This window comes from Ralstonia insidiosa (genome assembly GCF_008801405.1).
Lineage (GTDB): Bacteria > Pseudomonadota > Gammaproteobacteria > Burkholderiales > Burkholderiaceae > Ralstonia > Ralstonia insidiosa.
The window spans coordinates 25,432-43,371 of sequence record NZ_VZPV01000002.1 but is presented as its reverse complement, the minus strand read 5'-3'; the positions used below and the strand labels follow the sequence as shown (position 1 = coordinate 43,371).

Genomic DNA, 17,940 nt, shown 5'->3' with positions numbered 1-17,940 from the left:
AACAGAAGACTTCGTCAGGCGAGTGCGCGAGGCACGGCTTACTGCTTGGCGGCAGGCGCGCTTGCCGCAGGCGCGGATGCACCACCCTGGCCGCGGTGGTGGCGTTGACCCTGCCCACCCTGGCGGCCCTGGCCCGCAGCGGGCGCGCTTGCCGCGTTGGCCGCACCGGGCTGGATCACTTCCACCGGTGCGCCGTCGCGCAGCTTGTCGGCGCCGTCAATGACCACGCGCTCGCCGGGTTGCAGGCCAGAGGTGATCGAGACGCGCTCGCCTTCGGTCACGCCCAGCTTGACCACGCGCAGCGTCACGTTGCTGTCCTGGCCCACGATGTAGACGAACGTGCCTTGCGTGCCGCGCTGGATGGCGGCGCCCGGCACGATCACCTGGTCGTGCAACGTATCCACGCGCATGCGTACGTTCACAAACTGGTTGGGGAACAGCGCAGCGTTCTGGTTCGGGAACTGCGCGCGCAGCTTGACCGTGCCCGTGGTGTTGTCGATGGTGTTGTCCACCGTCATGAGTACGCCGTGTGCAAGCACCGTGGTCTGTGCGCGGTCCCAGGCATCCACCGGCAGCTTGTCACCGGACTGCAGGCGCGGCATGACCTTGGGCAGGCTGTCTTCGGGGATGGAGTAGATGACCGTCATCGGGTCGATCTGCGTGATGACGACAATGCCGTTGGTGTCCGACGCATGCACGATGTTGCCCGGGTCCACCTGGCGCAGGCCCACGCGGCCCGACACTGGCGCAGTAATACGTGTGTACGAGAGTTGCACGCGGGCGTTGTCGACGTTGCCCTGGTCCAGCTTGACCGTGCCTTCATACTGGCGCACCAGCGAGGCCTGGGTGTCGACCTGTTGCTTGGCGATGGAGTCCTGCGCAGCCAAGGTCTGGTAACGCTGCAGGTCGAGCTTGGCGTTCTGCAACAGGGCCTGATCGCGGGCAAGCTGGCCCTGTGCCTGCAGCAGTTGCGCCTGGTAAGTGGCCGGGTCGATTTCAGCCAGCAGGTCGCCGGCCTTCACGTTCTGCCCCTCGGTAAAGTGGATGCGCACAAGCTGGCCGTCCACACGGCTCTTGACGGTCACGTTGACCACGGGCGTCACGTTGCCCAATGCCGAGATCACCACATTGATATCGCCCTTGGCGGCGGTGGCCACCATCACGGGCATCGGCTTGTTGGCCATGGCTGCGCCGCGTCCGCCTGGGCCACCTCGGCCCGCGCCGCCAGGGCCGCCGGCGTTGCGATGCGTTGCGTGCCAGACCGCGTAGCCGATCAACACCACAATGACGAGCACCACCCAGATGCCCCAGCGGCGGCGCTTGCCACCTTCGCGCGGAGGCGGCAGCAGCGTCGGCGAGACTCCATCGCGCATCTCTTGCGTGCCGTGCTCCGCATTTTTGTGGCCGGCGTTCTTATTGTTGCCGCGTTCAGGGTCCATCGCCTCGGACATGTCGTGCTTCCTGGTTGGATCAATATGGGGATGAGCGCACATGATACCCGGCGCTTATTCCAGTCAGACCGCAGCTTAAAGGCATCGTCTTTGCGCAGAATTAGTCGCGCAGCGGGTTGTATTACGTCAGATTACAAACCCGTTCTGCTGTTACCGCGAGAAACAATATGACGTCAATGCATAGACGCTTCGCGCGCGTGACAATCGTTATCATGAGCACACTTTCAAGCGCCTCCCCCAGACATGAGCGGCACCAAGATCCTGGTCGTCGATGACGACGTCGAACTGCGCGACCTGCTGCGCGAATACCTGACCCAGCAGGGCTTTGCCGTGTCCGTCATGCACGACGGTGATGGCCTGGCCGCCCGGCTCGAGCGCGAGCGCCCAGCACTTGTGGTGCTTGACCTGATGATGCCCAAGGTGGATGGCCTGTCGGCCCTGCGTGACCTGCGCGCCCGCAACGACGACGTGCCGGTTATCCTGCTCACCGCCCGCAGCGATGAGATCGACCGCATCATCGGCCTGGAGATCGGCGCGGATGATTACCTGGGCAAGCCGTTCTCGCCGCGTGAGTTGTTGGCGCGTATCAACGCCGTGCTGCGCCGCCGCCAGGCGGTGCCGGCCTCCGCCCCGGAAGACCGCGACAGCTTTGCATTCGGCCCGTTCAAGCTCAATTTCCGCATGCGCACGCTGTTTCGCGGCGATCGCGCGCTGTCCATCAGCGACACCGAGTTTGCGCTGCTCAAGCTGCTGATTGCGCATGCCATGCAGGTGCTGACGCGCGAGCACATCGTCGAATTGATGTATGGCCCGGGCAGCGGTGTGTCCGACCGCGGGATCGACGTGCAGATCTGGCGCCTGCGCCGCGTGCTGGATGAGGATGCCCAGCGCCCGCGCTACATCCAGACCGTGCGCGGCCGCGGCTACACCTTTGTGCCGGACGAGCGGGAAGAGCAGGAAGTGCGCGATGAAGTTCAAGGCTAGATTCGATACGCCGCGGTTTGACACCCTTTTTGGCCGGTTGGCCGGGCTGATCGTGGTGGTGCTGGTGCTGAGCCATTTTTCGTGGCTTGGCGTGCTGCGCTCCGAACGGCGCGAGCGGCAGTACCAGGCGTCGGTCGACCAGATGGCGTTCCAGTTGCAAGCCTTCCAGGCGGTGATGGATGGCCACCTGCGCGCCAAGTTGCCTGACTTGGTGATCGAAACCAATGAGGCGCCGGCCGGTGATGCACTGTCGGCATCGGACAAATCCGCCGAGCTTGCGCGCCAGCTTGCCCGCCGCCTGCCGGCCGGCACGGAACTCCGGCTGGAAGCGGCGGCGACTCCCCGGGTGTTTGTGCGTTTTCCGCAGCGCGACAAATGGATCGCAATGCCGCTCGTGTGGGTGCATGCGCCGCCGACCATCTCGGCCGTGGTGCCCGGGATCATGGTGGTGCTGGCGATTGCCATTGCGTTCTCGTTGTTTGCGGCTTGGCAGATCCAGCGCCCGGTGCGCGCGCTGGCCGAGGCTGCCGGTGCGCTGGCACGGCGCCGCTATGTGGCGCCGCTCAAGGAGCGCGGCCCGTACGAGCTGCGCCAGTTGACCGATCAGTTCAACCACATGGCCGCCGACCTGTCCGCCGCGGACGAAGAGCGCAACACCATGCTGGCTGGCATTGCGCATGATCTGAAAACACCGCTCTCACGCCTGCGCCTGCGTGCCGAGATGCTGGCAGACCAAAAGGCGGGCGCAGGCATCGAGCGCGATGTCGAATCCATGTCGGCCATCGTCGAGCAGTTTCTCGCCTATGCACAGAGCGGTGACAGCGAGGCGCGCGAGGTGACGGTCGATCGCCACCTGCGTGGGCTGGTGCAGCCGTTTGCGGAGCAGGGCAAGCATGTCGCGCTGGATTTGCACGCCGGGGATCGCTTCCGCCTCAAGCCGACGCACCTGGAGCGCATCGTCGTCAATCTGCTCGACAACGCGTTTGCTTACGGCGCGGCGCCCGTCAACGTCTGCACGGCATCGGATGAGCATGGCTTTACGTTGACAGTGGAAGACCACGGCGCGGGCATCCCCACGGCCGATATTGATCGGGTGATGCGCCCGTTCGTCCGCCTGGACCCGGCGCGCGGCGGCAATGCGCACTGCGGGCTGGGCCTGGCGATTGTCGATCGGCTGGTGCGGCATCTTGGCGGCGACCTGTCGATCGGGCCGGCTGCGAGCGATGCGCCGACGCCGGGTTTTCGCGTCACCATGCGGTTTCCCGTGCCGGCTGTGGCGGCCTGACCGTCTGACCGCCTGACATAGGGGCCGGCGGTTTCGTACGCTATCCTTAGGCGGTCAAGCACGCTGGTTGCGTGCGCAGCACTGGAACCTCGGGAGGAAACGCATGGATCGCGCAGTCTGTCTCGCCACGGTTGTTGAGGATGCTGGCCAAGGCCGCCGCGCTGCCGTTGTTGCCGCGTTGATGCTGGCAACGGGGCTGGCGGCCTGCTCGTCGCCGATGCCGCCCTGGCAGCCGCCGCGCACGACCATCCAGCCGGCGCCGCCGCCCATGTCGTCCCCTGTTTCGCAGCCGCCGGTTGCGCGGCCTTCACCGGTGGTACCGGCCACGCCGCCTGCTGGCACAGCAACCGAGCCGCCGCGCTCCAATGTCGGCATGGCCAATCCTGCTTCGGAATACTGCCTGCAGCGTGGTGGGCAGCTTGAGTTTTCCACCCGCGCCAACGGCACCGAAGTCGGCACCTGTGTGAGCCCTGGTGGAGATGAGTGCGAGGAGTGGGCGTTCCTGCGCGGCAGTTGCACGTGGTAAGACGCCGCGCACCATGAAAAAGGGCCGCATCTGCGGCCCTTTGCTTTTGCGTTCGCGAGGTGTCGCGCGAGCTTACCGGCGCGCCACCACCACCTTGTCGGCGGATTCGGCCACCAGGCGCATCGGTACGCCAGCGGCTTGCAACTTCTGCCACGTCATGCGACGCATGAAGGCGTAAGCGGGCGGGCCGTCGGTCCAGCGCTGGATCCATTCGTCCGTGGTGGCGACCACCTTGTTTGGCTCCAGGCCGGCGCCCATTTCCAGCTCGTCAAAGCCGGAAACCAGCGTCATCGGGCGGCCCAGGTAATAGATGGCGGTCTGGTCCAGCCACTCGACCGAGTAGAACGGCATCTCGGCGGGAATCGGCCCGACGGCCTGTTGCGTCTTCTCGATGAGGTCGCGTGCGGAGAGCGCATCGCGGAAGATCTCGGTGGCGTTGAGCACCCGGTCCCAGCAGAACAGGGCGGAGAGCGACAGCACGATCACCGCCAGCATGTGCCGCTGCCACCGCAGGGCCAGCAATGCTGCCAGCGTGCCGACGGCCAGCATGGCCATCACGCTGCGCAGCACTGGCATGGCTTGCGCCACCTGCTCGGCCGGCATCTTGGCGCCCGCCTTGGCGCCAATCAGGGGCACCGCAAACCACAGCCCGATGGCGATCAACAGATTCACGCCCAGCGCCCATGCAACGGCGCGGGTTGGCATCTTCTCCAGCGCCAGGGCCAGGATGATCGCCAACGCAGGGAAGGCCGGCACGATGTAGCCCGGCAGCTTGGAGCTTGAGACCGAGAAGAACAGGAAGATCATCGCCGTCCAGGCGATCGACCAGCGCATCAGATCGAACTCCCGCGTGCCGACAAACAGATCGGCCACGCGCCCAATGCGTCTGCCGATGGCCGTGAAGAACAGCGGCGTCCAAGGCAACAGCCCAGCCGCGCCCACCGCGATGAAGTACCACCACTTGCCGCTGCGGTGATGCTCGTTGGTCAGGAAGCGCTGGAAGTGCTCGTGGATGAAGAAGAAGTCGAAAAACTCGGGGTTGCGCTGCTGCACGATCACAAACCACGGCACCGTGGCGACCAAGTACAGCGCCAGGCCCGGCAGCCAATGCATGCGGCGGATCAGTGCCCAGTTGCGCGTCATCAGCAGATAGGCCACGCCAATCAACCCCGGCACCACCAGTCCGATCAATCCCTTGGTAAGCGTGGCGCCGGCCAGCGCCAGCCAGACCACCAGCATCCACCCGAGCTGTCCACCGCGTGATACACCAGGCCGCTGCGCTAGCGCAAAGCCGCACGCGCCCACGGTTAGGAAGAAACCCACGCCCATGTCGAGCGTGATGACCTGACCAAACAGCAGATACAGCAGTGACGACGCGAGGATCGCCGCGCCGGTTGCCGCCGTGCGTCCACCGCGATAGACCGCCAGCGTCCACGCCGTCATCAGGATGCCGCCCAGGCCGAACAGCACCGGCCACAGGCGCGCGCCCCAGGCATTCACGCCGAACGCCTGGAAGGTGGCGGCCGTCGTCCAGTACTGCAGGGGCGGCTTCTCGAAATACTTGAGATCGTTCAGGCGCGGCGTCACCCAATCGCCCGAGACCACCATCTCGCGCGGGATCTCCGCATAGCGGCCTTCATCGGGGCGGAACAGGGTGGAGCGCTGGAACAGGTCGTCCGTCCAGAGCGCCAGGAACACGGCGACGAGCGCAACGACAATCAGCGCCATCCAAGGCGAGCGGCGGGAAGGAGTAATGCGGGATTCCATGCTGGGGTGAACTTCGCGGGCACGGTCGGAAAGGCTAGGATTCTAGTCCATGCCGGGTTAGCGCACGGTTAGCCGCTGGCATATGGCTTGCAATGGCCGAATCCTCCCAATCCCCCAACGCAATTCGCCCCATGAGCAAGACCAAGCTCGACACCTACCTCAACGACCGCCTCGACTGGAATCTGTTGCGCACCTTTCTCGCCATTGCGCGCGAACGCAGCATCAGCCGTGCCGCAACACGCTTGCACCTGACACAGCCTGCTGTGAGCCAGGCGCTCAAGCGGCTGGAAGACCAGCTCGGCCTGCAATTGATCGATCGTCAGGCCAACCCCATCGAGATCACCCGCGCGGGCGAGGAAGTCCGCCTGATTGCCGAAGAGGTCTACGGCACCATCTCGCGCCTGTCGCAGGCCAGTGGCGAGGGTGGGCACGAGATTGCCGGCATGGTGCGTGTGGCCATCGTCAGCGGCTTGGATTTCCCCGACTACGACGCATTCCTCGGGCGCTTCCACCGCGACTATCCGCGCATCGAACTCGAATGCCAAGAAATGCGCAGCGCTGATGTGGTGCGCAGCCTGGAGTTGCGCACGGCCACGCTGGGGCTCTCACCCAAGCGCGCGCTGCCCAAGAAGATCGAGCACCGGCTGTTCTTGCGCCAGCGCTACGCCTTGTTCTGCGGGCAGTACCACCCGCTGTTCGGCAAGACGGATGTGCAGATTGCCGATCTGGCTGGCGAGAAGTTCGTCTCGTTCACCGGCGACAAGATCGGTGATCCGCTCTCGATGCTCACGTTCTTCCGCGACGAGATGGGGCTGACCGGGCCGGTGGTCGGCTCGTCATCGAGCATGTGGGAAGTGCGGCGGTTGATCGTGGCGGGCTTCGGCATCGGCTGCCTGCCCGAGCATGTGGCGCAGGACGACGTGGAGCAGGGGAAACTGCAACGCCTGCCACCCGAAGGTGGCGTGGCAGATGTCGACATGCACCTGCTGTGGATGGCCGACCGCAAGTTCAGTGCGGCGGAAGCGGCGTTCCTGGAAGCGCTGCACCGGTTTATCGATGCGCGCTATCCGGAAACGGCCAACGGTTAGTCAGTCAGTAACCGCGGGAAACGTCGACGACGTTGTCCAGCGGTTCGCCTTTGAGCAGGCGCCGCACGTTCTGCGCGACCTGCAAGCCGATGGTGTCAGCGCTGGCGACCGATGCCATATGCGGCGTGACGATCAGGTTGGGCGCGCGCCAGAGTGGGTCATCCGCCGGCAGCGGCTCGTTGGGGAACACGTCGACGATAGCACCGCCGAGGTGACCGCTTTGCAGTGCTTCCAGCAAATCGGCGGCGACAAGATGTTCGCCACGCCCCACGTGAATCAGCTTGGCCCCCGGCTTGAGCCGCGCGAATGTGCTGGCGTTCAGCAGGCCGCGCGTCGCATCGGTGAGCGGCAGCAGGCAGATCAGGATGTCGGTCCCTTCCAGGAACATCGGCAGACCGGCCCCGCCGCAATACACGCCAACGCCCGGCAGATCACGCGATTGCCGCGCCCAGCCGCGCACGTTGAAGCCGAGCCGATGCAGTTCGGTGGCCACGTGCGAACCGATCTCCCCCAAGCCCATCACGCCGACGGTGCAGGTTGACGGATGTTGCTGTTCCGGCCGGAACCACGTCGCGCTGCGCTGGTTGGCGAGCACGCGGTCCAACTGCCGGTGGAAATGCAGCACGCCCCAGGTGATGAACTCCGCCATGCCGCGCGCGTGCTGCGGATCGACCACGCGGCACAGCGGGATGGCGGGCAACGTCGGATCAACCAAGATGTTGTCGACGCCCGCGGCGATGCTGTGGACGAGGCGCACGCGGGGCATTGCGGCGATGGCGCCTTCCGGTGGGTTCCAGCAGACAGCGACTTCCGCGTCGTGTGCTGCAGGTTCGCCATACATGCACACGTCCAGCTCGGGTGCGGCGCGCAGGATGGCGGGCACCAGGTGCGACATGTCGTAGTCGCGGCTGATGAGGGCGAGGGTGGTCATGCGCATCAGCTCCGATAGTCGGAGCGGGAGGTGTCGATCAGCCGCAGCGCTGCCAGCCATGCGCGGCGTGCGATGACGGGCGATTCCTCGCGGTTGAACTGCGCAGCGGTGCGTTGGCGCACCTCTTCCGGCGGAAAGCGCAGCGGTGTGCCACCGGCCAATGCCTGGATCTGCGCCTGGCAGGCACGTTCGAGAAAGTAGATTTCATGGAACGCATCTGCCGCCGTCGCACCGCCTGCCAGCAGCCCGTGGTTGCGCAGGATCATCGCCTTGTGCTGGCCGAAGTCGTGCACGAGGCGTTCGCGCTCGCCCAGGTCCAGTGCGATGCCCTCGTAGTCGTGATACGCGAGCTTGCCGTAGAACTTCAGCGCGTGTTGACTGATCGGCAGCAGGCCATGTTCTTGCGCGGAGACGGCGATACCCGCCGCCGTATGCGTGTGCACCACGAAGTGCAGATCATCGCGCGCAGCATGGATGGCCGAGTGGATCGTGAAGCCCGCCGCATTGACGGCGTAGTGCTCGGGGTCGGCATTGGCGCGTTCGTCGATGACGTTGCCGTCCAGATCAATCTTGACGAGGTCCGACGCGCGCATCTCGCCGAACAGCACGCCGTAGCGGTTGATGAGGAACGTGGGGCGACCGTTCTCGTCCGGCAGGCGCGCGGTGATGTGCGTGTCGATCATGTCCGTCATGCGGAAATGGTCGATCAGCCGGTACAGCGCGGCGAGGTCGGTGCGGACCTGCCATTCGGCTTCAGAGAACGCCGCCGGGCGGCGTGTGTGCAGCGAAACGGGTTGGGCTTCCATGGGCATGCGTATGGAGGTGGACATCAATTTGTGGCGAGTGCGGCGGCTTCTTCAGGCTGCTTGCCGTCGCGATAGCGGCCCAGGCCGATGATGCCGACGAGCGAGATCGCGGAGAGCACCGTAAAGAACAGCGCCAGCGGCAACCATTCGCCCTTGTAGCGCTCGGCCAGCATCGTGCCGATCAGCGGGGTGGTGCCGCCGGCAATCATCGTGCAGACCTGATAGGCGATCGAGATGCCGGAATAGCGCACGCGCGTCGGAAAGGCCGGCGTCATGAAGCCCGCGATAACGGCATACACCGCCGACAGCGTGACCACCGCCAGCGTGATGCCCGCCACCATCGCCACCGGGTTCTGTGTGCTCACCAGCAGGAACATCGGATACGGCGTGAGCATCGAGATGAAGGCGGCCCACGTCAGGAAATGCGTATCGCCATAGCGTTGTGCCAGCAGCGCCGACACCGGCTGCGACAGCAATTGCAGGATCGTCACGACGAACAGGCAATCGAGAATCAGCGCCTTCGACATGCCCAGGTACGTGGTCACGTACGAAATCATGAAGGTGTTGGTGAAGAAGAAGCCCGCCGAGCCAATCGTGGTGGCCATGGCCGCCAGCACGATCGGGCGCCACGCCGTGCGCAGCACTTCGCCCACCGGGTTCTTGAGCACCTCGTTGTTCTGTTTCATACGCTCGAACTCGGGCGATTCCTTCACGCCCATGCGGATCGCCACGCCCACCAGCAGCAGGATGAAGCTCGCCAGGAACGGCAAGCGCCAGCCCCACGTGACAAAGCTCTCATGGTCGAGCGACGACACCAGCCGGAACGACAGCAGCGACAGGATCAACCCCACCGGGCTGCCCATCTGCGGGAACGAGGCGAAGAACACGCGCTTGGCTTTCGGCGCATGTTCGCTTGCCATCAACACCGCGCCGCCCCATTCGCCGCCCACCGCAATGCCCTGCAGCACGCGCAGCAGCACCAGCAGGATCGGCGCCCAGATACCGATGGTGGCGTAACCGGGCAGCAGGCCGATGCCTGTGGTGGCAATCCCCATCAGAAACATCGTCACCAGTAGCATCTTCTTGCGGCCGATGCGGTCGCCCAGGTGGCCGAACACGGCGCCTGAAAGCGGCCGCGCAATGAAGCCGACAAAGAACGTCGCGAACGACGCCATCGTGCTCAGGAAGTGGTTGCTGCTCGGGAAGAACACCTCGCCCAGCACGAGCGCGGCGGCGGTGGCGTAGGTGTAGTAGTCGTAGAACTCGACAGCGGTGCCGATGAATGCGGCGGTGGCCGCGCGCACGGGCTGGTGCGTCACGGTGGTGGGTTGTGACACTGACATGGGGCGTCCTCCTCTATTGGGCGTGGCCCGCCCCCGCGCCGCCGATGTTCAGGCATCGGTCTGTGCCGCGGAAGCGGGGCGTCGGTCGTCAGCCGACGTCGCCATTTATGCGCATCAACGCAGATGCCGGCAAATTCGCATTTTTGATTCCCCGTATTAGCCGTGCTTATGCCCTTGCGTTGGGCGCTGGCCGCTGTGATTGCGCCATCGCGGTGCGAGTGCTTGGCAGGCCCATGACCTCATGCATGTTTCGCGCCAACGGTATTTGCCTGATTTATATAGCGGATAAACATTCGCAATTTGACGCGTCTTCTCCCGCTGCCAGATAAAGACGCCTGGATGCGCCGAGCCGGTCGGCGTGCATGCGAAGGAAGGGAGACATGCTGAAGGTCAACGGGGCGCGACTGTGGTCGAGCCTGATGGAAATGGCTGAGGTGGGCGGTACACCCAAGGGCGGCGTACGGCGTTTGGCGCTCACTGAAGAGGACGCAGCTGGCCGTGCATTGTTTGCGCGCTGGTGCGAAGACGCTGGCTTGACGCTCAGCACCGACCGCGTCGGCAACCTGTTTGCGCGCCGCGCGGGCAAGTCGGCCAACGCGCGCCCGGTGGCCAGCGGCAGCCACCTTGATACGCAGCCCGAAGGCGGTCGCTTTGATGGCGTTTACGGCGTGTTGGCCGCACTGGAAGTTGTCCGCACGCTCAACGACGCGCGGGTCGAAACCGACAAGCCCATCGAGATCGTCGTGTGGACCAACGAGGAAGGCGCGCGCTTCACGCCGGCCATGCTGGGCTCGGCGGCATTTGCCGGTGTGATGCCGCTCGACCAGGCGCTGACCTCGCGCGATGCGCAGGGCGTTTCAGTTGCCGACGCTTTGGCGGCCACGGGCTACGCAGGCGAACGCGCTATCCCCGGCGAGCCGTTCGATACGTACTTCGAGGCGCATATCGAGCAAGGCCCGATCCTGGAGGAGAACGGCGTGCCGATTGGCGTCGTTACCGGTGGGCAGGCCATCCGCTGGCTCGACGTGCACGTGCAGGGGCAGGCCGCGCACGCCGGCACCACGCCGATGCGCTTTCGCCGCGATGCGCTGTTCGCGGCGGCCGAGATGGCAACTTCGCTGGAAGCGCTGGTCGATGACTTTGCGCCACGTGGCTTGGTCACGGTGGGCGAGATCGGTATTCGTAACGCCTCGCGCAACACCATCGCCGCAGACCTGACCTTTACGGTCGATCTGCGCCATCACGACGACGCCCGTATCGCGGAAATGGAAGCCGCGCTGCGTGGGCGCTTTGCTGAGATTGCAGAGCGCCGTGGCCTGACGGTGAAGATCGACCAGCACTGGGTGAGCCCCGCCACGCCGTTCGACGCCGCCTGCGTGAAGGCCGTGGCCGACGCGGTGCAAGCGCTCGACTACCCGCACCAGCGCATCGTGAGCGGTGCAGGGCATGACGCCATCCACATCGCCAAGCATTGCCCGACGGCGATGATCTTTATCCCGTGCGTGAACGGCCTGAGCCACAACGAAGCCGAAGATGCGCTGCCCGAGGACGTCACGCGCGGCGCCGATGTATTGCTGCATGCCATGTTGGCGCGGGCGAAGTGAGTGGCACATCGCTTTTCCCGACCCGTCAGTAGGGTCGATGCATTGCAACTTGTTGCGGTAGCATGACGCCTGCCGGCAATCCTGCCGGTGCAGTACGTCTTCAGGGCGGGGTGAAATTCCCCACCGGCGGTATGCGGGCAATGTATTCGCGCCCGTGAGCCCGCGAGCGCCTCGCATGCGCCTGCATGCGAGGGTCAGCAGACCCGGTGAGATGCCGGGGCCGACGGTCAGAGTCCGGATGGAAGAAGATGTGCGGAACAATACGCTCCCGCTGCTGGGGCGCGCTTGGCCTTTGCCGGGTGTGCCGCTGCGCGGGCGTGTTTGTCTGCTTGCCCTGGAACGTCTTGTCGCCAATCTCGCGAGGAGCGTTTCCATGTTGTCCACTCAGCAATCCCCCGTAGTTCACCCGCCCGCATTGCCCAACAGCGATGTGATCTTTGACGCCATCGAAGCCCGCTTCGACTCGGCTGACATGCCTGCGCGCATGGCTGCCGCGCTTGATGCCGTGCGGCTTGGCGTGCCCGTTGTCGTGCTCGACGATGCGGACCGCGAAAACGAGGCCGACCTCATCGTTGCCGCCGACAAGCTCACGCAAGCCAGCATGGCGATGCTGATCCGCGAATGCAGCGGCATCGTCTGCCTGTGCCTGACGGCGGAGAAGAGCGCATCGCTCGGCTTGCGCCCCATGGTGGAAGACAACCGCAGCCAGTACGGCACGGCCTTCACCGTGTCGATTGAGGCGCGTACGGGCGTGAGCACCGGCGTGTCGGCGGCCGATCGCATCACGACCATCCGCGCGGCGATTGCGCCGGACGCCGATACGCAATCGGTCGTCAGCCCCGGGCATGTTTTCCCGCTGGTGGCAAAGGAGGGTGGGGTGCTGACGCGGCGCGGTCATACCGAAGGCTCGGTCGACCTAGCGCGTCTGGCGGGTCTGCCGCCGGCTGCGGTGCTATGCGAACTGATGCTGCCCGACGGCACCATGGCGCGCCGTGACGACGCGGTGCGTTTTGCCGATCAGCACAATCTGCCGGTGCTGACCATTGAGGACATCGTCCAGTATCGGGAACAGATGGAGCGCGCGGTCAGTTTTGCTTGATGCGGAAACCGGCCGCGCGGGAGAGGTGACGTTGACTACCGCTTGAGCGCGGCCGCTTCCTTGGCCAGCGCCGTGATGCCTGCCCAGTCGCCGGCAGCGACCTTGTCCTTGGGCACCATCCACGAGCCGCCCACGCACACCACGTTGGGCAGCGCGAGGTAGTTGGGCGCGCTCTGCGGCGTGATGCCGCCCGTGGGGCAGAAGCGCACGTCGCCGAACGGGCCGTGGATCGACTTGAGCATCGGGATGCCGCCCGCCGCTTCCGCCGGGAAGAACTTCAGCGTGGTCAGGCCAAACTCCAAGGCCGTGATCAACTCGGAAGGCGTGGCGATGCCCGGCAGCCAATCGAGGCCGACATCGGCCTGCGCCAGTGCCAGCGCAGCCGTGATACCCGGCGACACGGCAAACACCGCACCGGCTTCTTTTGCCTGCGCAAAGTGCTCCGGCCGCGTGAGCGTGCCGGCACCGACGATGGCGTCGCTGCCCAAATCCTTGGCAACCGCGCTGATCACATCCAGCGCCACCGGCGTGCGCATCGTGATCTCGAACGTGCGGATACCGCCCTCGTACAGCGCGCGGCACACCTTGACGCCTTCATCGACGGATTGGAACTGCAGCACCGGAATGACCGGGCCGGCCAGGACGACGGAATCGATACCCACAACGTTCTCCTAGATCAACTTCACATCAACAGAACAAATTAAACCACCGTCGACAGCGCCAGCGTCAGCAGCAGCGCCACGACCGAGATGATGGTTTCCAGCACCGTCCACGTCTTGAAGGTTTCCGGCACGGTCAGGTTGAAATACTCCTTCACCAGCCAGAAGCCGCCGTCGTTCACGTGCGACAGGATCAGCGAACCGGCGCCGGTGGCCAGCACCATCAGCTCCGGACGGACAGCGGCACCCGAAGCAGCAGCGATGGGGGCGACGATGCCGCAGGCGGTGGTCATGGCCACGGTGGCCGAGCCGGTGGCGATACGGATCATCACGGCCACAACCCAGCCCAGCAGCAGCGGGGACAGGTGTGCATCGGTGGCGACGCCCACGATGGCCTTCGACACGCCCGAGTCACGCAGGATCTGGCCGAAGCCGCCGCCTGCGCCCACCACCAGCGTGATGGTGGCGATCGGGGCCAGACACTCGTTGGTGAACTTGAGGATGGTTTCGCGATTGAAGCCGCGTGCCTTGCCGAAGGTGTAGAAGCTCACGATCGCGGCAATCAGCAGTGCCATGACCGAGTTGCCAGCCAGCTTCAGGATGTCGTTGGCCAGCGTCTTGGGCGTGGCGATCAAGTCAGCCCAGCTGCCGATCAGCATCAGCACCACCGGCAGCAGGATCGTGAACAGCGTGATGCCAAAGCCCGGCAGTTCGCGCTTCTGGTCAGCTTCAACAAACTGCGCGGCCAGCGGGTTGTCTTCGTTCGGCTTGACGTAGCGCGAAACGAGCATCGCCCACAGCGGACCGGCCAGGATGGCGGTCGGCAGGCCGACGATCAGCGCGTACATGATGGTCTTGCCGATGTCCGCCTGGTAAGCCGTCACGGCCAGCAGCGCCGCCGGGTGCGGCGGGATCAGGCCGTGCACGACCGACAGGCCCGCCACCATCGGCAGACCCACCATCAGGATCGGCGTGCCCGTGCGCTTGGCCACGTTGAAGGCAATCGGAATCAGCAGCACGAAACCGACTTCAAAGAACACCGGCAGACCGATGATGAAGGCCACCACCATCATTGCCCAGTGCGCGTTCTTCTCGCCAAAGGCGTTGATGAGCGTTTTGGCGATGCGCTCGGCACCACCGGACTCCGCCATCATCTTGCCGAGCATGGTCCCTAAGCCCACCACCAGCGCAATGTGGCCAAGCGTGTTGCCCACACCAGTTTCGAACGCCTTGACGATACCACCCATAGGCATGCCGACCACCACGCCCAGCGCGAGCGAGACGACGATCAGCGTAACGAACGGGTTCAGTTTCTGAACGGCGATCAGGTAGATCAGCGCGACCACCGCCAACGCGGCGGTTAGCAATAGCGAGTTGCCTTGCATCGGGACCATCGGGTTTCCTCCTCAGGGATATTCACGGCTCTTGTTGTCGTAAGCGCCCCGTCGTGCAGGGCGCTCCTTTTGAAATGCGCTTGTGTTGCGAACTACGGCTTCTCGGGTTACGGCTTCTTATAGGCCACACAATCGACTTCGACCTTGCAGTCGATCACCATGCTCGACACCACGCAGGCACGCGCCGGCGGGTTGGCACCGAAGTACTCCTTGAACACCTTGTTGAACGATTGGAAATCGCGCGGATCATCCAGCCACACGCCGCAGCGCACGACGTGCTCGGGGCCGTAGCCCGCTTCGGCCAGGATGGCCAACACGTTCTTGATGGTCTGGTGCGACTGCTCAACGATGCCGTTGCCGACTACCTCGCCGTTCACCATGGGCGTCTGGCCCGAGACGAACAGCCAGCCGTCAGCGCCGGCCGCGCGGGCAAACGGGAGGTGCTGGCCACCGGTGCCGGTGCCGCCTTCAACGCCAATTCGGGTAATCGTCATCGCTACGTTCCTTTCAAACAGGTACAGAAATTCAGTGGAGTTCAGCGGCGGTGGCCGTCTGCGCACGCGGTCCGCGCTTGAGGAAGCGCCCGGCGCGATTCGGCAGCACAGTGCCTTCGCGGTACGACAGGTGGCCGTTCACCCAAACCGCCGCAATGCCGGCCGCCGGTTGCTGCGGATCGGTAAAGGTGGCGACGTCGCGCACCGTTTCCGGGTCGAACAGCACGAGGTCTGCCCAATAGCCTTCGCGTACGAGGCCGCGTTCGGTCAGGCCGAAGCGCTCGGCGGACTGGCCCGTCATCTTCCGAACGGCCGCTGCCAGCGACAGTAGCTTGCGTTCCCGGCTGTAGTAACCGAGCACGCGCGGGAAGGCGCCCCACAGGCGTGGGTGCGGCTTCGGATCATTCGGCAGGCCGTCCGAGCCGATCACCGTGGCGGGGTGCGTGATGATGCGGTCCAGGTCTTGCGGCGACATGTTGTGGTACACCGCGCCCGCCGGTTGCAGGCGGCGCGCGGCGTCCATCAGGTCGGTGCCCCAGGCGGCGGCAATCTCCTTGAGCGTTTGCCCGGCCATGCCCGGATGCGCTTCCGACCACGTGATGAAGATGTCGAATTCGTCCGTCACCTGCTTCAGGTCCAGCGTGGACGAACTGGCGGTGTACGGGTAGCAGTCGCAGCCCACCGGCTGATAGCGCTGCGCCCCTTCGATGGATTCCAGCACTTCGCCCGCACGGCCCCAGTTGGCAGCGCCCGCACACTTCAGGTGCGAGATCACGATGGGCACGCGCGCATGCTTGCCGACGCGGTAAGCCTCGTCCATCGCATCGAGGATGGCGGCAAATTCCGTGCGCAGGTGCGTGGTGTAGATGGCGCCGGCTTCGGCCAGCGGCTCGGCCAGGCCCATCACCTCTTCGGTGGTGGAGGCGAAGGCGTTGGCGTAGGCCAGGCCGGTAGACAGCCCCAGTGCACCGTTGTCGAGCGCCTCGCGCAGTTGCGCGCGCATGCCTTCCACTTCGTTGGCGGTGGCGGGGCGGTCGAGGCGGTCCAGGTGGTTGTTGCGCAGCGCCGTATGGCCGATCAGCGCCGCCACGTTAACAGCCGGTTGCGCACGTTCGACGGCTTCCACGTACGACGCGAAAGTCGGGTACGCAAACGCGCTGGCGGGCCCCAGCAGGTTCATCGGGTCCGGCGGATCGCCCTTGAGTGTGGCCGGCGATGCGCTGATCCCGCAGTTGCCCACGATGACCGTGGTGATGCCCTGCGACACCTTGGGCAGCATGTCGGGTGTGCGGATCACGTTGGTGTCGTCGTGCGTGTGCACGTCGATGAAGCCGGGGGCGAGCACGCGGCCCTCGCCGGCGATTTCCTCGTCGCCCAGCCACGCGGTGGAATCCGACGTGGCGATGGCAGCGATGCGCCCATCGGTGACGGCCACGTCAAACAGCGTGGCCTCGGGCTCGTGGCCGCTGCCGTCGACGATGCGGACCTGGCGGATGACGGTGTCGTACTGCTGCATATCAGTCTCCGAGCGGCTGACGATTGCCGCCACCGCGATGCGCATCGAGCACGTACTTGATGCGCCGTAAGAGCTCCTTGCTGCGATCGGCCTGCTGCAGCGCGACCTCGGTCGCCAGCAGGTCGATCATCATCATCATGGCGTAGCGCGATGACGATGGCTTGAAGATGAAGTCGGTCTCCATGGCCTGGATCGGCAGCAAGACATCGGCCAGTGCCGCCACCGGCGAACCGATGGCCGTGATGGCGATGACCTTGGCGCCGTATTCGCGCGCGATGGTCACGCTGTCGATCACCTCCGGCACGTGACCGGTCACGGAGAACACGACCACCACGTCGTCGGGGCTGAGCGTGGCCGCGACCATCCGCTGCAGCATCGAATCATGATAGGTGGTGACCGGCCGTCCCAGGCGGGCGAGGCGGTAGCGCATCTCGTCGGCCATGGTGGTCGAGCCGCCGCCCATGCCAAACACGGCGATCATGCGGGCCGCTGCCAATGCGATTGCCGCATTGCGGAACGCCTCGGGCCGCACCAGCGCGCGGTTGGCTTCCAGCACGTTGGTGATGTCGGCCAGGATGCCGTCGGCGCTGGAGGGCGGGCGATCGGCGCCGCCATCCAGAAAGCGCTGGCCGACTGCGGCTGCCTGCGCTAGCTTGAGTTTGAGTTCGCGCACGTCGCGGCAACCCATTGCCTTGGCAAAACGGGTGACGCTGGCTTCGCTTACACCGGCGCGTTCGGCCAGCGTCTGGATGCTGCCGGCAGCGGCTTCGGCAATGTCACCCAGCACCGTCTGCGCGACCTTCTGCTCAGCAGGCCGCAACTCGGCGGCACGCTGAGAGATTCGGGTGACGATGTCCATCGGTTCGCGCATTGGTTCAAGCATGCTGGGCTCCCGGTAGTTGTCCGGATAGCTGCGATCGGAGTGTTTTGGTACTTTGTAACAGGCTGGCCCGGAGAATAATTTCGCCGCTATCATTATGTCAACCCGATGTT

16 protein-coding genes and 1 riboswitch are annotated in these 17,940 nt (G+C 65.1%); of the genes, 6 read left to right on the top strand and 10 right to left on the bottom strand.

The annotated features are described in order from the left end of the window. Nucleotides 1–38 precede the first annotated feature (38 nt). Entirely contained in the window at nt 39–1,451 is a 1,413-nt protein-coding gene (locus F7R11_RS16955; RefSeq protein WP_064806828.1) for an MdtA/MuxA family multidrug efflux RND transporter periplasmic adaptor subunit, read from the bottom strand. Nucleotides 1,452–1,694: 243 nt separating this feature from the next. On the opposite strand from F7R11_RS16955, the gene F7R11_RS16950 reads away from it, so the two are divergent. The 3 genes from F7R11_RS16950 (at nt 1,695) to F7R11_RS16940 (ending at nt 4,246) form a co-directional block, all read left to right on the top strand. Continuing rightward, on the top strand, nt 1,695–2,435 hold the full coding sequence (locus F7R11_RS16950) for a response regulator (RefSeq protein WP_021192659.1): 741 nt from the start codon (nt 1,695–1,697) through the stop codon (nt 2,433–2,435). Next, complete coding sequence (locus F7R11_RS16945; protein ID WP_064806830.1) at nt 2,419–3,720, top strand: ATP-binding protein; 1,302 nt, start codon at nt 2,419–2,421, stop codon at nt 3,718–3,720. Before F7R11_RS16950 ends, F7R11_RS16945 begins: the two co-directional genes overlap by 17 nt. A gap of 103 nt (nt 3,721–3,823) precedes the next feature. Further along, complete coding sequence (locus F7R11_RS16940) at nt 3,824–4,246, top strand: putative hemolysin (protein WP_021192657.1); 423 nt, start codon at nt 3,824–3,826, stop codon at nt 4,244–4,246. A gap of 72 nt (nt 4,247–4,318) precedes the next feature. Here the strand turns inward: F7R11_RS16940 and F7R11_RS16935 are convergent, their stop codons facing one another. Next, nucleotides 4,319–5,974, bottom strand: a complete 1,656-nt coding sequence (locus F7R11_RS16935; RefSeq protein WP_064806832.1) for an ArnT family glycosyltransferase — start codon at nt 5,972–5,974, stop codon at nt 4,319–4,321. A 170-nt stretch (nt 5,975–6,144) separates the two neighbouring features. On the opposite strand from F7R11_RS16935, the gene F7R11_RS16930 reads away from it, so the two are divergent. Next, nucleotides 6,145–7,101: a LysR family transcriptional regulator gene (locus tag F7R11_RS16930; RefSeq protein WP_064806835.1), complete on the top strand. Its 957-nt coding sequence runs from the start codon at nt 6,145–6,147 to the stop codon at nt 7,099–7,101. Between the two features lie 4 nt (nt 7,102–7,105). Here the strand turns inward: F7R11_RS16930 and F7R11_RS16925 are convergent, their stop codons facing one another. From F7R11_RS16925 to F7R11_RS16915, 3 genes are read right to left on the bottom strand one after another with little or no spacing between them, the layout of a single operon-like run. Beyond that, nucleotides 7,106–8,032 (bottom strand): 2-hydroxyacid dehydrogenase, encoded by a 927-nt coding sequence (locus F7R11_RS16925; protein ID WP_064809012.1) that lies wholly within the window; start codon nt 8,030–8,032, stop codon nt 7,106–7,108. A gap of 5 nt (nt 8,033–8,037) precedes the next feature. Further along, nucleotides 8,038–8,838: a class II aldolase/adducin family protein gene (locus F7R11_RS16920; protein WP_064809011.1), complete on the bottom strand. Its 801-nt coding sequence runs from the start codon at nt 8,836–8,838 to the stop codon at nt 8,038–8,040. Between the two features lie 23 nt (nt 8,839–8,861). Further along, on the bottom strand, nt 8,862–10,181 hold the full coding sequence (locus tag F7R11_RS16915; protein ID WP_064806837.1) for an MFS transporter: 1,320 nt from the start codon (nt 10,179–10,181) through the stop codon (nt 8,862–8,864). Nucleotides 10,182–10,561: 380 nt separating this feature from the next. Here F7R11_RS16915 and F7R11_RS16910 point away from each other — a divergent pair, with 380 nt between their 5' ends. Next, nucleotides 10,562–11,785, top strand: coding sequence for a Zn-dependent hydrolase (locus F7R11_RS16910; protein WP_082932906.1), 1,224 nt, complete (start codon nt 10,562–10,564; stop codon nt 11,783–11,785). Between the two features lie 92 nt (nt 11,786–11,877). After that, a riboswitch (FMN riboswitch) is annotated at nt 11,878–12,039 on the top strand. Nucleotides 12,040–12,158: 119 nt separating this feature from the next. Continuing rightward, entirely contained in the window at nt 12,159–12,884 is a 726-nt protein-coding gene (gene ribB / locus F7R11_RS16905; RefSeq protein ID WP_064806840.1) for a 3,4-dihydroxy-2-butanone-4-phosphate synthase, read from the top strand. A 35-nt stretch (nt 12,885–12,919) separates the two neighbouring features. On the opposite strand, the gene F7R11_RS16900 is transcribed toward ribB, so the two are convergent. The 5 genes from F7R11_RS16900 to F7R11_RS16880 all read right to left on the bottom strand — a co-directional run bounded on the left by F7R11_RS16900 (nt 12,920) and on the right by F7R11_RS16880 (nt 17,818). After that, nucleotides 12,920–13,546 (bottom strand): bifunctional 4-hydroxy-2-oxoglutarate aldolase/2-dehydro-3-deoxy-phosphogluconate aldolase, encoded by a 627-nt coding sequence (locus F7R11_RS16900; protein ID WP_021192649.1) that lies wholly within the window; start codon nt 13,544–13,546, stop codon nt 12,920–12,922. Nucleotides 13,547–13,584: 38 nt separating this feature from the next. After that, the gene (locus F7R11_RS16895; protein WP_021192648.1) at nt 13,585–14,937 is read right to left on the bottom strand and encodes a GntT/GntP/DsdX family permease; all 1,353 of its coding nucleotides are present in this window, start codon (nt 14,935–14,937) and stop codon (nt 13,585–13,587) included. Between the two features lie 107 nt (nt 14,938–15,044). Beyond that, nucleotides 15,045–15,431, bottom strand: a complete 387-nt coding sequence (locus F7R11_RS16890) for a RidA family protein (protein ID WP_009240594.1) — start codon at nt 15,429–15,431, stop codon at nt 15,045–15,047. Nucleotides 15,432–15,462: 31 nt separating this feature from the next. Beyond that, complete coding sequence (locus tag F7R11_RS16885) at nt 15,463–16,947, bottom strand: N-acyl-D-amino-acid deacylase family protein (protein ID WP_064809013.1); 1,485 nt, start codon at nt 16,945–16,947, stop codon at nt 15,463–15,465. 1 nt (nt 16,948) lies between these two features. Then, a complete protein-coding gene (locus F7R11_RS16880) occupies nt 16,949–17,818 on the bottom strand; it encodes a MurR/RpiR family transcriptional regulator (protein WP_064806843.1) in 870 nt (289 codons plus the stop codon). Between the last annotated feature and the right edge of the window lie 122 nt (nt 17,819–17,940).

Bases quoted from the DNA above. Each gene is read 5' to 3' on its own strand.
- F7R11_RS16955 (WP_064806828.1), bottom strand. From the start codon at position 1,451: ATGTCCGAGGCGATGGACCCTGAACGCGGCAACAATAAGAACGCCGGC.
- F7R11_RS16950 (WP_021192659.1), top strand. From the start codon at position 1,695: ATGAGCGGCACCAAGATCCTGGTCGTCGATGACGACGTCGAACTGCGC.
- F7R11_RS16945 (WP_064806830.1), top strand. From the start codon at position 2,419: ATGAAGTTCAAGGCTAGATTCGATACGCCGCGGTTTGACACCCTTTTT.
- F7R11_RS16940 (WP_021192657.1), top strand. From the start codon at position 3,824: ATGGATCGCGCAGTCTGTCTCGCCACGGTTGTTGAGGATGCTGGCCAA.
- F7R11_RS16935 (WP_064806832.1), bottom strand. From the start codon at position 5,974: ATGGCGCTGATTGTCGTTGCGCTCGTCGCCGTGTTCCTGGCGCTCTGG.
- F7R11_RS16930 (WP_064806835.1), top strand. From the start codon at position 6,145: ATGAGCAAGACCAAGCTCGACACCTACCTCAACGACCGCCTCGACTGG.
- F7R11_RS16925 (WP_064809012.1), bottom strand. From the start codon at position 8,032: ATGACCACCCTCGCCCTCATCAGCCGCGACTACGACATGTCGCACCTG.
- F7R11_RS16920 (WP_064809011.1), bottom strand. From the start codon at position 8,838: ATGGAAGCCCAACCCGTTTCGCTGCACACACGCCGCCCGGCGGCGTTC.
- F7R11_RS16915 (WP_064806837.1), bottom strand. From the start codon at position 10,181: ATGTCAGTGTCACAACCCACCACCGTGACGCACCAGCCCGTGCGCGCG.
- F7R11_RS16910 (WP_082932906.1), top strand. From the start codon at position 10,562: ATGCTGAAGGTCAACGGGGCGCGACTGTGGTCGAGCCTGATGGAAATG.
- ribB (WP_064806840.1), top strand. From the start codon at position 12,159: ATGTTGTCCACTCAGCAATCCCCCGTAGTTCACCCGCCCGCATTGCCC.
- F7R11_RS16895 (WP_021192648.1), bottom strand. From the start codon at position 14,937: ATGGTCCCGATGCAAGGCAACTCGCTATTGCTAACCGCCGCGTTGGCG.
- F7R11_RS16890 (WP_009240594.1), bottom strand. From the start codon at position 15,431: ATGACGATTACCCGAATTGGCGTTGAAGGCGGCACCGGCACCGGTGGC.
- F7R11_RS16885 (WP_064809013.1), bottom strand. From the start codon at position 16,947: ATGCAGCAGTACGACACCGTCATCCGCCAGGTCCGCATCGTCGACGGC.
- F7R11_RS16880 (WP_064806843.1), bottom strand. From the start codon at position 17,818: ATGCGCGAACCGATGGACATCGTCACCCGAATCTCTCAGCGTGCCGCC.